The sequence below is a fragment of the Janthinobacterium sp. OK676 genome, from assembly GCF_900103595.1.
Lineage (GTDB): Bacteria > Pseudomonadota > Gammaproteobacteria > Burkholderiales > Burkholderiaceae_D > Janthinobacterium.
Map to the genome: position 1 here is coordinate 313,160 of NZ_FNHA01000003.1, position 14,043 is coordinate 327,202.

General features: G+C 62.9%; 13 protein-coding genes. 3 read left to right on the plus strand and 10 right to left on the minus strand.

The window, feature by feature from the left end:
* Positions 1-67: 67 nt before the first annotated feature.
* The gene (gene pdxH, locus BLU39_RS08255; RefSeq protein WP_092711799.1) at positions 68-1,267 is read left to right on the plus strand and encodes a pyridoxamine 5'-phosphate oxidase; all 1,200 of its coding nucleotides are present in this window, start codon (positions 68-70) and stop codon (positions 1,265-1,267) included.
* A 126-nt stretch (positions 1,268-1,393) separates the two neighbouring features.
* Positions 1,394-2,629: an SAM-dependent methyltransferase gene (locus BLU39_RS08260; RefSeq protein WP_092711801.1), complete on the plus strand. Its 1,236-nt coding sequence runs from the start codon at positions 1,394-1,396 to the stop codon at positions 2,627-2,629.
* A gap of 15 nt (positions 2,630-2,644) precedes the next feature.
* Here BLU39_RS08260 and msrA read toward each other — a convergent pair whose 3' ends face one another.
* Complete coding sequence (gene msrA / locus BLU39_RS08265; RefSeq protein ID WP_092711803.1) at positions 2,645-3,178, minus strand: peptide-methionine (S)-S-oxide reductase MsrA; 534 nt, start codon at positions 3,176-3,178, stop codon at positions 2,645-2,647.
* Positions 3,179-3,354: 176 nt separating this feature from the next.
* Between msrA and BLU39_RS08270 the strand changes: the two genes are divergently transcribed.
* A complete protein-coding gene (locus tag BLU39_RS08270; RefSeq protein WP_034746143.1) occupies positions 3,355-3,861 on the plus strand; it encodes a flavin reductase family protein in 507 nt (168 codons plus the stop codon).
* Positions 3,862-3,899: 38 nt separating this feature from the next.
* On the opposite strand, the gene BLU39_RS08275 is transcribed toward BLU39_RS08270, so the two are convergent.
* The 9 genes from BLU39_RS08275 to BLU39_RS08315 form a co-directional block, all read right to left on the minus strand.
* Positions 3,900-4,586, minus strand: a complete 687-nt coding sequence (locus BLU39_RS08275) for an OmpW/AlkL family protein (RefSeq protein WP_175539240.1) — start codon at positions 4,584-4,586, stop codon at positions 3,900-3,902.
* A gap of 98 nt (positions 4,587-4,684) precedes the next feature.
* Positions 4,685-6,073: an SGNH/GDSL hydrolase family protein gene (locus BLU39_RS08280; protein WP_092711805.1), complete on the minus strand. Its 1,389-nt coding sequence runs from the start codon at positions 6,071-6,073 to the stop codon at positions 4,685-4,687.
* A gap of 241 nt (positions 6,074-6,314) precedes the next feature.
* On the minus strand, positions 6,315-7,334 hold the full coding sequence (locus BLU39_RS08285) for an L-threonylcarbamoyladenylate synthase (RefSeq protein WP_092711807.1): 1,020 nt from the start codon (positions 7,332-7,334) through the stop codon (positions 6,315-6,317).
* Complete coding sequence (locus BLU39_RS08290; protein ID WP_092711809.1) at positions 7,331-8,527, minus strand: 5-(carboxyamino)imidazole ribonucleotide synthase; 1,197 nt, start codon at positions 8,525-8,527, stop codon at positions 7,331-7,333. The genes BLU39_RS08285 and BLU39_RS08290 overlap by 4 nt, the downstream gene beginning before the upstream one ends.
* A gap of 15 nt (positions 8,528-8,542) precedes the next feature.
* Positions 8,543-9,040 carry a 5-(carboxyamino)imidazole ribonucleotide mutase gene (gene purE / locus BLU39_RS08295; protein WP_092711811.1) on the minus strand — a complete coding sequence of 166 codons (498 nt, stop codon included), beginning with the start codon at positions 9,038-9,040 and terminating at the stop codon, positions 8,543-8,545.
* Between the two features lies 1 nt (position 9,041).
* Entirely contained in the window at positions 9,042-9,935 is an 894-nt protein-coding gene (locus BLU39_RS08300; RefSeq protein WP_035822489.1) for a phosphoribosylaminoimidazolesuccinocarboxamide synthase, read from the minus strand.
* 117 nt (positions 9,936-10,052) lie between these two features.
* Positions 10,053-11,117 carry a class II fructose-bisphosphate aldolase gene (gene fba, locus BLU39_RS08305; protein WP_092711814.1) on the minus strand — a complete coding sequence of 355 codons (1,065 nt, stop codon included), beginning with the start codon at positions 11,115-11,117 and terminating at the stop codon, positions 10,053-10,055.
* Between the two features lie 79 nt (positions 11,118-11,196).
* Entirely contained in the window at positions 11,197-12,645 is a 1,449-nt protein-coding gene (gene pyk / locus BLU39_RS08310; RefSeq protein ID WP_034780607.1) for a pyruvate kinase, read from the minus strand.
* A gap of 113 nt (positions 12,646-12,758) precedes the next feature.
* Positions 12,759-13,970 (minus strand): phosphoglycerate kinase, encoded by a 1,212-nt coding sequence (locus BLU39_RS08315; protein ID WP_092711817.1) that lies wholly within the window; start codon positions 13,968-13,970, stop codon positions 12,759-12,761.
* Positions 13,971-14,043: the final 73 nt, after the last annotated feature.

Genomic DNA, 14,043 nt, shown 5'->3' on the forward strand with positions numbered 1-14,043 from the left:
CGAATTGACACAGCGACAAGCAGCGTTTGTCGCCGCGCCCCCACACCGCCCACCACGAGAACTCGCCATGACCTCTCCCCTGTTCGACTCCGTTCCCGGCTTTGACCAGCCCATCGCCGTGCTCAAGCATTGTCACGACAAGATCCGCAAGCAGTTGACGACCCTGCAAAACCTGCTGGCGCACCTGGCGCAGCACGGCAACACGGCGGATGCGCAGCAGGCGGCCAAGGCGGTGTTGCAATATTTCAATAAAGCCGCCCATCTGCACCATGACGATGAGGAACAGGACTTGATGCCCATGCTGCAAGCGACGGCCACGGGCGACGATGCCGCCCTGCTGGCGACCCTGGTGCCGGAAATCCTGGCCGACCACCAGCGCATGGACCAGGCCTGGCTGACCCTGCGCCCGGAACTGGACGCCATCGCGGCCGGCACGGCTGTCCAATTGTCCGCCCATGGCGTGCGCGATTACGTGGCCGCCTACCAGGCCCACATGAGCAAGGAAGAGGGCCAGCTGGCGCCCATGGCCAAGCGCCTGTTCAGCGCGCAGCAGATGGAGCAGCTGGGCACGGCCATGCAGCGCCGCCGCGGCATCGCGCCGGAGGCTCCCGAAGTGCCGGACGCGGCCGCCGCGCTGGCCGCCATGCGCACCGATTACGTGCAATCGAGCCTGAGCGAGACGGACGTGCTGGCCGATCCCATCGCCCAGTTCCAGAAATGGTTTGCCGAGGCCGTCAAGGCGCAGGTGATGGAGCCGAACGCCATGAGCCTGGCGACCGTCAGTCCCGACGGCAAGCCCAGCTCGCGCATCGTGCTGATCAAGCAATTCGACGAGCGGGGCTTTACCTGGTACACGAATTACCACAGCGACAAGGGCCAACAGCTCGAGCACAACCCGCATGCGGCCCTGCTGTTCTTCTGGGGCGAACTGGAGCGGCAAGTGCGCATCGAAGGCACGGTGGTGAAAACCACGGCCGCCGAGAGCGATGAGTATTTCAATGTGCGCCCCGTGCAAAGCCGCTTGTCGGCGATTGCTTCGCAGCAAAGCGCGCCCATTGCCGACCGTGCCGCGCTGGAAAGCAATTACGCGGCCGTGGCCGCCGCCATCGGCGATGCCCCGCCGCCGCGCCCTGCCCACTGGGGCGGCTACCGCTTGCAGCCGGAACGCATCGAATTCTGGCAGGGGCGCCGTTCGCGCTTCCACGACCGCATCGTCTTTACGCGCGGTGCTGACGGGCAATGGAGCATGCAGCGCTTGCAACCGTAAGCAGCATAGACAAGGCGGCGCAAAGCAAGCTGGTCAATATAGGTGTAGGCTATGAAGGTAGAAGTTACTAAATAACATTGTTTCTCAATTTGCGGCCCCGGTGGGGCCGCTTCATTGGAGGCCATTTTGTTTGTACAAAACCAACTCAAGTCCTGGATCGCCAGCATCCGCAGCAAGACCGCCTTGCCGCTCCGCATAGAATTATGGAACGGCCAGCATGTCGACCTGTCCAGCGAAACGCCGAGAGTCACCATCCGCCTGCCCACCGTCGCCTCGGCCCGCTATTTGCTGAACCCGTCGCTGGCCAACCTGGGCTCGGCCTATGTGGAAGGCAATATCGAAGTCAAGGGCACGGCCCAGGACATGATAGCCATCTGCAATGCCCTGGCGCGCAATACCTTGAAGCCGGAAGGCAAGCTGGCCCGCATCGTGCGCAGCTTTACGCACGACAAGAGCAAGGATGCCGAAGCCATCCGCTACCATTACGACGTGTCGAACGCGTTCTATGAACAGTTTCTCGACCCCGCCCTCGTGTATTCCTGCGCCTATTTCGAACAGGGCGATGAGACCCTGGCGCAGGCACAGGTCAAGAAGATCGACCATATCCTGAAGAAAATCCAGTTGCAGCCGGGCCAGACCCTGCTCGACATCGGCTGCGGCTGGGGCGCGCTCGTCATGCGTGCCGCCCAGCAATATGGCGCCCGCTGCGTGGGCGTGACCCTGTCGGAAAACCAGTACGCGCTGGCGCGCGAGCGTGTGGCGGCGGCCGGCCTGGCGCACCTGATCGACATCCGCCTGCAAGACTACCGCGACGTCACGGGCCAGTTCGACCGCATCACCAGCGTGGGCATGTTCGAGCACGTGGGCCTGAAACACTTGCCCGAGTACTTTTCCATCATCAACAAGCTGCTGGCGCCGGACGGCATGGCGATGAACCACGGCATCACCTCGACCGATCCTGACAATGGCGAAACGCCGTATGGCGGCGGCGAATTCATCGAAAAATATGTGTTTCCGCACGGCGAACTGGCGCACATCGGCAACGTACTCAAAACCATGCAGCAGGGGGGGCTGGAAGTGCTGGACGTGGAAAACCTGCGGCGCCACTATGCGCGCACCTGCGCCCTGTGGACGGAAAATTTCGAAGCCCATGCCGAGCAGATCCGTCCGCTGGCGGGCGAACGGCGCTTCCGCATCTGGCACGTCTACCTGGCCGGCTGCGCCTATGCTTTCGAGCAAGATTTGATCAGCCTGTACCAGATCGTCTGCGTGAAGGCGGGCCGGCGTTCTTCCTCCCTGCCCTGGTCGCGCAACTACATGTATGCGCAGGATGCGAGGCCGGCACCCGTGCTGGCAAGCTGACGGGTGCGCGGGGCGCTACTTCAGGCGCTCCGCATACATGGCGCGGAATTTTTCCACCTTGGGCGCGACGACCAGGGCGCAATAGCCCTGCAAGGGATGCTCTTCGACATAATGCTGTTGATACTCCTCGGCCGGATAAAAGCTTGATGCCGGCGCCAGCTGCGTGACGATGGGCGCATCCCACACGCCGGCCATCTCGGCGAGCACCTTGCGCGCCACCTTTTCCTGCTCGGCCGACTGGTAATGGATGACGGAACGAAATTGCGTGCCGACATCGTTGCCCTGCCGGTTCATGGTGGTCGGGTCGTGCAGGGTAAAGAAGATTTCCAGCAAATCGTGGTAAGGGATGACGGCCGGATCGAATTCCAGGCGCACCACTTCCGCATGGCCCGTCTCGCCCGTGCACACCTGTTCATACGTGGGGTCGGGCACGCTGCCGCCCGTGTAGCCGGACTCGACGCGCGTCACGCCGCGCACTTCCCCGTACACGGCGGCCAGGCACCAGAAACAGCCACCGCCCAGTACCGCCACTTCCGTCTGATGATGCATGATGTCCTCCCGCAACGCCACTGCGGCGTGTCAATTACCACTGTAGCGCAAAGCGCCATCGCCTGCAGTGCCGCTTGAAACGGCGCGTGCTGCACCGCACATAAGGGGCGTGCCGGCCACGATTGCGCTGGCGCGGCCGATTTTTGGCATAATGTCAGCAAATAGACAGGTCACCCATGAACACACGCTCTCCCCGCGCGCCAGCGCAAGAATTCGATACGGCACATTTTCGTCAGGCATTGTCGCAGTTTGCCACCGGCGTGACGGTCATTACGACGCGCCTGGCCGACGGCAGTTTCCGCGGCTTGACGGCCAGTTCCTTCAATTCCGTCTCGCTGTCGCCGCCGCTGGTGCTGTGGAGCCTCGGTTCCGTGGCGAACAGCATGCCCATCTTCAGCGGCAACTCGCACTACGTCATCAATGTGCTGGGCGCCGAGCAGGCGGAACTGGCGACGCGCTTTTCACGCCGCACGCCGAATCCTTTCGATGACGTCGAATACGAACTGTCGCGCACGGGCCAGCCCATCTTGAAAGGCGCGTCAGCCTGGTTCGAATGCCACAACCGCAGCCGCTATCCCGAAGGCGACCACGTCATTTTCGTGGGCGAAGTGGAACAATGCGCGTTTGCCGCGCAGCCGCCCTTGATCTTCCACAATGGGAAGTTCAATACGCCGCCAGCCTGAGCGGGACAAAAAAAATCCGCCGAGGCGGATTTTTTGTTTTACAGGGTAAAGTTATACCCGATGCTGACACTCACGGCGAGCGGATCGAGCTTGATGTCCTGCGTCTGCCCCGTCGAGAATTTCGCCTTGGTTTTCAGGAAGGTCTTGACCACGGCCACGTCGGCAAACCAGCGCTGATTGAAGGCCACGGAGCTGCCGAGCACCAAGCTGCCCGCCAGCTTGTTGTCCAGGCGGTAGGTGACGGGCGATCCACCCGGATCCAGCAAGGCCGTCATCTGGCCCGAACCTTTTTCCTTCTGGAAGTAGGCATACGTCAGGCCCGCACCCACGTAAGGGCGGATCATCGCATTGGGCTGGAAGAAACGGTACTGGATGAAGGCCGTCGGCGGCAAGACTTCCGCCGTGCCCAGCTTGCCCGTGCCCTTGATGGCACCATCGCCGACCAGGTCATGCTTGTATGGCACGCCCAGGATCATTTCAGCGGAAACATTATCCGTGATCATGTAGGCAAAGCTCAGGATGGGCTTGGTATCAGCCTTGACGTCGGCCTTCGTGCCCGGCAGTGCCGGCGCGGAAATGTCGCCACTGTCCACATGCGGCGTGATCTTGTTGACGCCAGCCTTGACCATCCACGTGCCTGCGCTTTGCGCCGAAGCGCCCGTCGCCACGGCCATCGCGGCGGCGGCGGCCAGCACGCGTACAGCGGTATTCAAACGATTTTTCATCTTGTCTCCTGATCATTATGTGCGGATAGCCGGGCTATCCGGTCTTGTCGCTGCCAGCGCCGGCCACGCCCCGGGGACGCGGCCGGCGCGGCCATCCCTTACAGCCAGCCCCGCACGACCATGTCCTTGGCCACGTAACGGGCCAGCAACAGGTTGTTGAACGGCGTAGGGTGCACATCGTCGGCATACGAATAGTGGCTGACGTCGCCCGCCTTCAGGTTCGCGCCATTGCAGACCAGCGAGCTGCCCAGGAAGTTCTTCGCTGGCGTCAAGTCGCACGCCGTCTCGCTGACGTTGGTCAAGCCATACGGGCCAGGGTTGGTGCCCTGGTCATGGCTGACGGCAAAGACGTCGACCAGTAAGACTTTGGCATTGCCGCTCAGGCCGCCGCTCAGTTCGCCATTGAAGGCACTGACCATGGCATTGATGAGCGCCTTGGTATTGGCATCCTTGCTCAGGCCCGATGGCGTACCGGCCACGTCAGGCAGATTGTTGACGATGACATAGTTGGCGCCCTTGGCGATGATCTGGTCCTTGACCAGCGCCACCAGTTCCTTGCCTGCCTGTCCCATGGCGGCAACCAGTGTCGGTCCCTGGGCCGCAGCGTAATCGGCGCCGGCCTTGGCGCCGGCAGCGTTACCGGTCACCGTCGCATCGGCTTGCGCCTTGGCGACCAGCGGGCCGTACACGGCAGACGAGCCAACAGCGGTATTGCCTGCAATAACAGCAGCCTGCACGGCGGCACCGACGATGGTCGCCGATGTGGCGCCAGGGGCGGCGCTGGCGGCTTTGACGGCGGCGCCGATGGAGGCCGCTGCCGTGGTCGGATTGGGGGCGCCGGCGGCCAGGGCCAGAGTCAGGTTGGTGGCGAAAGCCTGGGCGCCTGCGGCCGCGCCTGCAGCCTGCCCTGCAGCGGTCGCGCCTGCCTGCAATGCGCCCAGCTGGAACAGTACGTCATTACCGCCGGCCATCACGAAAACGGCTTCCGTGCCGCTGAACTTGCCGCCGGAAACGGCCAGGTGGTTCGCAATCTGCGTCACCACGGGCACGGTCAGGGCGCCCAGCTGGCTGCCGGTCAACTTGTTGTTCGGACCGACGGGGTTGGTGACGCGCGAGCCGCCCATGGCGTAGCCAAAGCAGCCGGCGTGCTTGACGCGGGGAGCTTGCAGGGTCGGTATGCTGCCTTCCAGGCCCGTTTCGGCGGCGCATGGCGCCGGCAAGCCGAATTGCGCAGCCAGGTGCTCGGTCCAGTTCTTGCCCGTCAGTTCAGGATTGATCTTGGTATTGTCGCCATTGATGGTGAATTTGCCGCCACCGCTCGCCGCCACGCCGGCGACCGCATACGAACCGACATCGGACAGGCTGTCGCCGAACGACACCTGCGCCGTGTATTTGACTTTCAAGGCTTGATCACCGCCACTGGCGCCGCCGCAACCTGCCAGGACAGCCGCAGCCAGCACGGCCAGCGCGAATTTTGTTTGATGCATTTTGTCTCCTCGGTCTTTTTTCTGGTTTCTAAACGAACGGGCGTGCTATTCGCTACCCAACTAATATGCCATCGTTCCTCGGGCTTGTATAGAAAATATGTTTTAAAAATCAACGAAATAACAACATCGCCAGCGCCCTGTCACGAGCGGCCGATCTGCTGAATTATGGAGGATTTACTATGTTTCGTGGCAAGCATTGCTATTGCGCTGCATCAATAAAAAGCCCCTTGCGGGGCTTTTTTCAGACGGACAGGAATTGCTGCAAGATACCACTTGAGCCGAACGCGGCACGCCGCAAACGGTCGTTGACGCCCAGCCATTCGGGGCCGGTGGGCGGGGCTTCGACGAGGATCAGCTCGGCGCCGACCTGGTCCATCGTGCGCAGCGAGGCATACAGCGCATGCGCGTAGTTTTCCGGATTGGCGGCCAGGCGTACGCTGGCGCTGGCAGGCGGCAGATCCGAGTAATGGATCAGGGCCACGCGGCGCCCGTCGTTGAGCAGACGGTTCAAGGTGGCGCTCACGTCATCGCTGTGCTGCATCGCAACAGGCGTATGTGGCGCGTAATGCGATTCCAGGGTACCCGAGGCGCGCGGCGCGGCCGCGTCCGCCACTGCCGGTGCGCGGCCGATGACGGCGGCGATCTGCGCGCTGCTGATATGGCCGGGACGCAAGAGCACGGGACCGTGCGTGGCCAGGCGCGACAGGTCGACGATGGTCGACTCGATGCCGACGTCGCTCTGTCCGCCATCGAGCACCAGACCCAGCAGGCCGCTGTCGAGTTCGGCTGCGAATTCATCGCGCACGTGCTGCGCCGTGGTGGGGCTGACGTTGCCGAATTTGTTTGCCGACGGTGCCGCCAGGCCGCCCTTGCCGCCCTTGAACGTGCGTAGCAATTCGATAGCCACCGGGTGCGACGGGCAGCGCAAGCCCACCGTATCCTGGCCGCCGGACACGGCGTCGGGGATATGCGCGGCGCGCCTGACGATCAGGGTCAGCGGACCGGGCCAGAACGCGGCCACCAGTTGTTCGGCCTCGACAGGAATATCGTCGGACCAGTGCGCCAGGTCGGCGCCGGGCGCCACGTGCACGATCACCGGGTGGTCCGAGGGACGGCCCTTGGCTTCATAGATGCGCGCCACGGCGGCCGGGTTTTCCGCGTCGGCGCCCAGGCCATACACGGTTTCCGTCGGGAAAGCGACGAGGCCGCCCGCTTCCAGCACGGCGGCGGCCGCCGCCAGATCGTGTGCGGGCACGCTCACGGCGCGATTCCCAGGATCAGGCAAGCGTCGCGCAAGCGCTGCTGCGCTTCCGGCAAGGTCGCGGCGATGAAAGTCAGGTGGCCCATCTTGCGGCCACGGCGCGGATCGTCCTTGCCATACAGGTGCAGACAGGCGCCCGGCAGCGCCAGCACCTGGTCCCACGCCGGTTCGCTGGCAACATCGCTGTCGCCGGCAAACCAGGCGTCGCCGAGGATGTTGAGCATCACGGCCGGCGAATGCTGGCGCACGTCGCCCAGCGGCAGGCGCGCCATGGCCCGCACCTGCTGCGCGAACTGGCTGGTGACGCAGGCATCCATCGTGTAGTGGCCGCTGTTGTGCGGGCGCGGCGCCATTTCATTGACTACCAGGCTGCCATCTTCCAGCACGAAAAATTCGATGCACAACACGCCGACATAGCCGAGTTCGGCGACCATCGCTTGCGCCGCCCGCTGCGCCTTGGCGGCGCAATCGTCGGACACGTTCGAGCCCGGCACGGTGGTAGTAAACAGGACGCCGTCGCGGTGCACGTTTTCGGCGATCGGATAGACGACCGATTCGCCATCCACGCCGCGCGCCGTCAGCACCGACACTTCATACGCCAGCGGCAGCATTTTTTCCAGCAGACAAGTTACTTCGCCCATTTCCGCAAACGCGGCGCGCACCTCGTCGCGCGTGCGCACGCGGAACTGGCCCTTGCCGTCATAGCCCATGCGCACAGTTTTCAGGATACCCGGCAGCAAGTCGTCGGCTATGGCGTCGATGTCAAGCTGCGTGGCGATCACCATGTGCGGCGCCGGCAGCACGCCCGATTTCGAGGCGCAAGCGACAAAGAAACGCTTTTCCGCGATGCGGTCCTGCGCCACCGATACGCCATGGGCGTTCGGCGCCACGAACACGTGCTCGGCCAGGCGCGACAGGCTGTCGGCCGGCACATTCTCGAATTCCGTGGTGACGGCCAGGCATTGCGCGGCCAGGGCGTCGAGACCGGCCGCATCGCTGTAGCCGGCATTGACGAGGCGCTGCGCCACCTGCCCCGCAGGGCAAGCATCGGATGGTTCCAGTACGGCCACTTGATAACCCATGCTCTGGGCCGCCTGGGCAAACATGCGGCCGAGCTGGCCGCCGCCCATCACGCCCAGCCACGCCGGTGGATGGGCGGCGGGCAGCAATGGGGAAGTCGATTTACTATTCATTATTTTTCAAACACATTATTCAGGCAAGACCATGGCCTTGGCGGCGGCCGTTTGCGTGGCGCGGAACGCTTCCAGGCGCTCGGCCAGGGCGTCATCGTTGGCGGCCAGCATCGCCACCGCTGTCAGCGCCGCATTCGCCGCGCCCGCTTCGCCGATGGCGAAGGTGGCCACCGGCACGCCCTTGGGCATTTGCAGGATGGACAGCATGGAATCTTCGCCGCGCAAGTATTTCGACGGCACGGGCACGCCCAGCACGGGCACGATGGTCATCGCTGCCACCATGCCAGGCAGGTGGGCCGCGCCGCCGGCGCCGGCGATGATGGCGCGCAAGCCGCGCGCGCGTGCGCTTTTCGCGTACGCATACATCTCGTCGGGCATGCGGTGCGCGGAGATGACTTGCGCTTCGTACGGCACGCCAAACTGTTTCAGCATGGCGACCGCGTTCTGCATCACGTCCCAGTCCGAGGACGAACCCATGATGACGCCAACCAGCGGCTTGTTCTGCTCACTCATCTCAGGCCTTCAGCTTCTCGCCCGTCAGGCGTTCGATGGCTTCAAAATACTTGGCCTGGGTTTTTTCGATGACGTCGGCCGGCAGCGCAGGCGCTGGCGCGGTCTTGCCCCAGGTCAGCGTTTCCAGGTAGTCGCGCACGAACTGCTTGTCGAACGACGGTGGCGAAATGCCAGGCTGATACGAATCGGCGGGCCAGAAGCGCGACGAGTCGGCCGTCAGCACTTCATCCATCAAATGCATGACGCCATTGTCGTCCAGGCCGAATTCAAACTTGGTGTCGGCGATGATGATGCCGCGCGTGGCCGCGTATTCGGCGGCCGTCTTGTAGAGTTGAATGGCGACGTCGCGCATCTTGGCGGCCAGGTCGGCGCCGATGCGCTCTTCCATTTCAGCAAAGCTGATGTTTTCGTCATGCTCGCCCAGCTCGGCCTTGGCCGCCGGCGTGAAGATCGGTTCCGGCAGTTTTTCCGCCTGTTGCAGGCCGGCTGGCAACGCGATGCCGCAGATGCTGCCCGTGTCCTGGTAGTCTTTCCAGCCCGAACCGATGATGTAGCCGCGCACGACTGCCTCGACCATGATCGGCTTCAAGCGCTTGGCCACGACGGCGCGGCCTTGCACCTGCTCCACTTCATCAGCTGCCACCACGGATTCCGGCGCCACGCCGGTCAGGTGGTTCGGCACAATATGGCCGAGTTTCTCGAACCAGAAGTCGCTCATCTGGTTGAGGACCTTGCCCTTGCCGGGGATAGGCTCGTTCATGACGACATCGAAGGCCGACAGGCGGTCCGTGGTGACGATCAAAATCTTGTCGTCGCCAACGGCGTAATTGTCGCGGACCTTGCCGTGGCCCAGCAATGGCAGGGAGTGGATGGAAGTCTGATAGAGGCTGTTCATAGCGGGGGAATAGTTGGATGAAACGAAACCGGCAGGCAGGGGGGGCCCGCCGGTCGAGAAAATCGGGCACAAGGATACGCTGTCTGCGGATGCCTGCTGCCCGTTCCAGACAGAATTTTACTTCACAATCTGCGCCAGCTCGCCGGCCTTGTAACGCTCGGCCATTTTTTCCAGTGGCATGGCCTTGATTTTCGACGCCTGGCCTTCGCAGCCGAATGCCTGCATGCGGGCGCGCACGATTTGCTCTGCAGCAAGACGGGCTGGCTTCAGGTAGTCGCGCGGGTCGAATTTCGACGGGTTTTCAAACAGGTATTTGCGGATCGCGGCCGTCATCGCCAAACGGATGTCGGTATCGATGTTGATCTTGCGCACGCCGTGACGGATGCCTTCCTGGATTTCCTCGACTGGCACGCCGTAGGTTTCCTTCATGTCGCCGCCGAATTCGCGGATGATGGCCAGCAATTCCTGCGGCACCGACGAGGAACCGTGCATCACCAGGTGGGTGTTCGGGATGCGCGCGTGGATTTCCTTGATGCGGTCGATGGCCAGGATGTCGCCCGTTGGCTTGCGCGTGAACTTGTAGGCGCCGTGCGAGGTGCCGATGGCGATCGCCAGCGCGTCGCACTGGGTGCGCTGCACGAAGTCGGCCGCTTGCGCCACGTCCGTCAGCAGTTGTTCGCGCGTCATGGTGCCGTCGGCGCCGTGGCCGTCTTCCTTGTCCCCCTTCATGGTTTCCAGCGAACCGAGCACGCCCAGTTCCGCTTCCACCGTCACGCCGATGGCGTGCGAGAATTTCACCACTTCACGCGACACTTCCACGTTGTATTCGTAGGAGGCAACCGACTTGCCGTCCGCTTCCAGCGAACCGTCCATCATCACGGAAGTAAAACCCGAGCGGATGGCGGCCATGCAGACGGCCGGCGACTGGCCGTGATCCTGGTGCATGACGACAGGGATGTGCGGATACGCTTCGACGGCGGCGTCGATCAGGTGGCGCAGGAACGCTTCACCGGCGTACTTGCGCGCGCCAGCGGACGCTTGCATGATCACCGGGCTGTTGAGCGCATCGGCGGCGGCCATGATGGCTTGCACTTGCTCCAGGTTGTTGACGTTGAAAGCAGGAATGCCATAACCGTTTTCGGCGGCATGGTCCAGCAGTTGACGCATGGATACGAGAGACATGGTAATACTCCAGATAACAATAGAAACCGTTGCGGCGCTTCGCGGTCAATGACCGCGGCGGCGCCTGAATTCTTGGGTCTTATTCAAATTCACCCACTGTCACAATCTTCAAGGCATTCGTGCCGCCCACCTGGCCCATCGGCTCACCCCAGGTGACGACGATCATGTCGCCCTTGCGGACGATGCCCTGCGCCACCAGCAGCTCTTCCGCCTGCTTCAGCACTTGCGCGCTGGGGGCGTTCTGCATCAGATGATACGCCCGAACATTGCGGTACAGCGCCGCTTTGCGCAAAGTCGTCACGCTGGGCGTGAGCGCGTAGATCGGCGTGTCGATACTGTGGCGGCTCATCCACAAGGCGGTGGAACCGGATTCCGTCAGCGCCACGATGGCTTTCACGCGCAAATGGTGGGCCGTGAACAGGGCGCCATACGCGATCGACTGGTCGATGCGGGTAAACGTGACGTTGAGGAAATCGGCGTCGAGCTTGTTGTATTCGGACTGTTCCGCTTCCACGCAGATGGCGGCCATCATTTCCACCGTCTCGATCGGGTACTTGCCCGAGGCCGTTTCGGCCGACGTCATGACGGCGTCCGTGCCGTCGAGCACGGCGTTCGCCACGTCCGACACTTCCGCGCGGGTCGGCACGGCGTTGACGATCATCGACTCCATCATCTGCGTGGCAGTAATGGCTAATTTGTTCGACGCGCGCGCCATCTTGATCATGCGCTTCTGCAAGGCCGGCACGGCCGCGTTACCCACTTCCACGGCCAGGTCGCCACGCGCCACCATGATGCCGTCGGACGCGTCGAGGATTTCCTGCAGGGCAGGAATGGCTTCCGCGCGCTCGATCTTGGCGATCATCATCGGCTTGTGGTGGTAGGGTTCGCCCGCGATATTGGCCAGCTGGCGCGCCATTTCCATGTCGGTCGCGCATTTCGGAAAGGAAATGGCCAGATAGTCGGCCTGGAAACTCATGGCCGTCTTGATGTCTTCCATATCCTTGGCCGTCAGCGCGGGCGCGGACAGGCCGCCACCCTGGCGGTTGATGCCCTTGTTGTTCGACAACTCGCCGCCGATCTTGACGGTCGTGTGGATTTCGCTGCCGTGGATACGCTCGACGATCAGCACGATCAGGCCGTCATTCAGCAGCAAGACGTCGCCCTTGTGCAAGTCGCGCGGCAAGGCCTTGTAGTCGAGGCCGACACGCTCCTGGTTGCCCAGTTCGCCGTTTTCGCCCCACTTGGCGTCGAGGATGAAGCGCTCGCCTGCTTCGAGCTGGATGCGCGTGTTTTCAAACTTGCCGACGCGAATCTTCGGACCTTGCATGTCGGCCATGATGGCCACTTCGCGGCCGCACTCGGCCGCCGCCAGGCGCACCAGTGCCGCGCGGTCGATATGGTCTTGCGCCTTGCCGTGGGAAAAATTCAAGCGCACCACGTCGACGCCCGCACGTATCATTTTGACCAGGATATCGAAGTCAGTGGAAGCGGGGCCGATTGTTGCTACGATTTTTGTACCGCGTGGCATAGGAGTCCTTGTGCGCGAGCGAAGGTGAGCAAGACCTGGCGGCTGTGCCGCCCGGCAAGGTAAAAGCGCAGCGGTCAGGCTGCGCTTGGTACTGAACTGCTAACGGCAGCGCCTCAAGCGGCGCGTTGCATCAGAATCTCTACTGCGGGCAAGGTCTTGCCTTCCAGGAACTCCAGGAAAGCGCCGCCACCGGTCGAGATATAGCTGATTTTATCGGTAATGTCGTATTTGGCAATCGCCGCCAGGGTGTCGCCACCGCCAGCGATCGAGAATGCTTTCGAGTCGGCGATGGCCAGGGCCAGGGTCTTGGTGCCGTTGCCGAACTGGTCGAACTCGAACACGCCGACCGGACCGTTCCACACGATGGTGCCGGCGGCGGCGATCTGCTGCGCCAGCAGGGCCGCCGTTTTCGGGCCGATATCGAGGATCATGTCGTCGTCCGCCACGTCGGCCACGTCCTTGACGGTGGCGGCTGCCGTTGGCGAAAACTCCTTGGCGCACACGACGTCGACGGGAATCGGCACTTGCGCGCCGCGCTTGGCCATGATGTCGATGATGGCCTTGGCTTCATCGACCAGTTCCGCTTCCACCAGCGACTTGCCGACGTTCAAGCCGACGGCCTTCATGAAGGTATTGGCGATGCCGCCGCCGACGATCAGGTTGTCCACCTTGTCGGACAGGGCTTTCAAGATGGTCAGCTTGCTCGACACTTTCGAGCCGGCAACGATAGCCAGCAAGGGACGGGCGGGCGCGTGCAGCGCTTTGCCCAGCGCATCGAGTTCGGCGGCCAGCAGCGGGCCGGCGCAGGCGACGGGCGCGAACTTGGCGATGCCGTGCGTGGACGCTTCGGCGCGGTGGGCCGTGCCGAACGCGTCATTGACGTAGATATCGCACAGCTTGGCCATTTTTTGCGCCAGCTCATCGCTGTTTTTCTTTTCGCCCTTGTTCACGCGCACGTTTTCCAGCAAGACCACCTGGCCGGCGGCCAGGTTTTCCAGGCCGGCGCCGTCGACCCAATTTTGTTTCAATGCAACTTCTTGGCCCAGCAGCTCGGACAAACGTGCCGCCACGGGCGCCAGGCTGTCGGCCGGCTTGAACTCGCCTTCCGTCGGACGGCCCAGGTGCGACGTCACCATGACGGCGGCGCCAGCGTCGAGGGCGGCGCGGATGGCCGGCACCGAAGCGCGGATGCGCGTATCTTCGGTGATCTTGCCACTGTCATCTTGCGGGACGTTCAGGTCGGCGCGGATAAACACGCGCTTGCCTTGCAGTGCATTTTGGGCGATCAAATCTTGCAGACGGATGAAGTTGAGAACAGCTGACATGGCGATCCAGATGACGAGTGGAAGGAAGTGCGCTATTTTACCGCAATGACCAGACCAAATCGCCGATTTGTCC

Bases quoted from the DNA above. Each gene is read 5' to 3' on its own strand.
- msrA (WP_092711803.1), bottom strand. From the start codon at position 3,178: ATGCATCATCAGACGGAAGTGGCGGTACTGGGCGGTGGCTGTTTCTGG.
- BLU39_RS08280 (WP_092711805.1), bottom strand. From the start codon at position 6,073: ATGCATCAAACAAAATTCGCGCTGGCCGTGCTGGCTGCGGCTGTCCTG.
- BLU39_RS08275 (WP_175539240.1), bottom strand. From the start codon at position 4,586: ATGAAAAATCGTTTGAATACCGCTGTACGCGTGCTGGCCGCCGCCGCC.
- BLU39_RS08300 (WP_035822489.1), bottom strand. From the start codon at position 9,935: ATGAACAGCCTCTATCAGACTTCCATCCACTCCCTGCCATTGCTGGGC.
- BLU39_RS08315 (WP_092711817.1), bottom strand. From the start codon at position 13,970: ATGTCAGCTGTTCTCAACTTCATCCGTCTGCAAGATTTGATCGCCCAA.
- pyk (WP_034780607.1), bottom strand. From the start codon at position 12,645: ATGCCACGCGGTACAAAAATCGTAGCAACAATCGGCCCCGCTTCCACT.
- BLU39_RS08290 (WP_092711809.1), bottom strand. From the start codon at position 8,527: ATGAATAGTAAATCGACTTCCCCATTGCTGCCCGCCGCCCATCCACCG.
- purE (WP_092711811.1), bottom strand. From the start codon at position 9,040: ATGAGTGAGCAGAACAAGCCGCTGGTTGGCGTCATCATGGGTTCGTCC.
- pdxH (WP_092711799.1), top strand. From the start codon at position 68: ATGACCTCTCCCCTGTTCGACTCCGTTCCCGGCTTTGACCAGCCCATC.
- fba (WP_092711814.1), bottom strand. From the start codon at position 11,117: ATGTCTCTCGTATCCATGCGTCAACTGCTGGACCATGCCGCCGAAAAC.
- BLU39_RS08270 (WP_034746143.1), top strand. From the start codon at position 3,355: ATGAACACACGCTCTCCCCGCGCGCCAGCGCAAGAATTCGATACGGCA.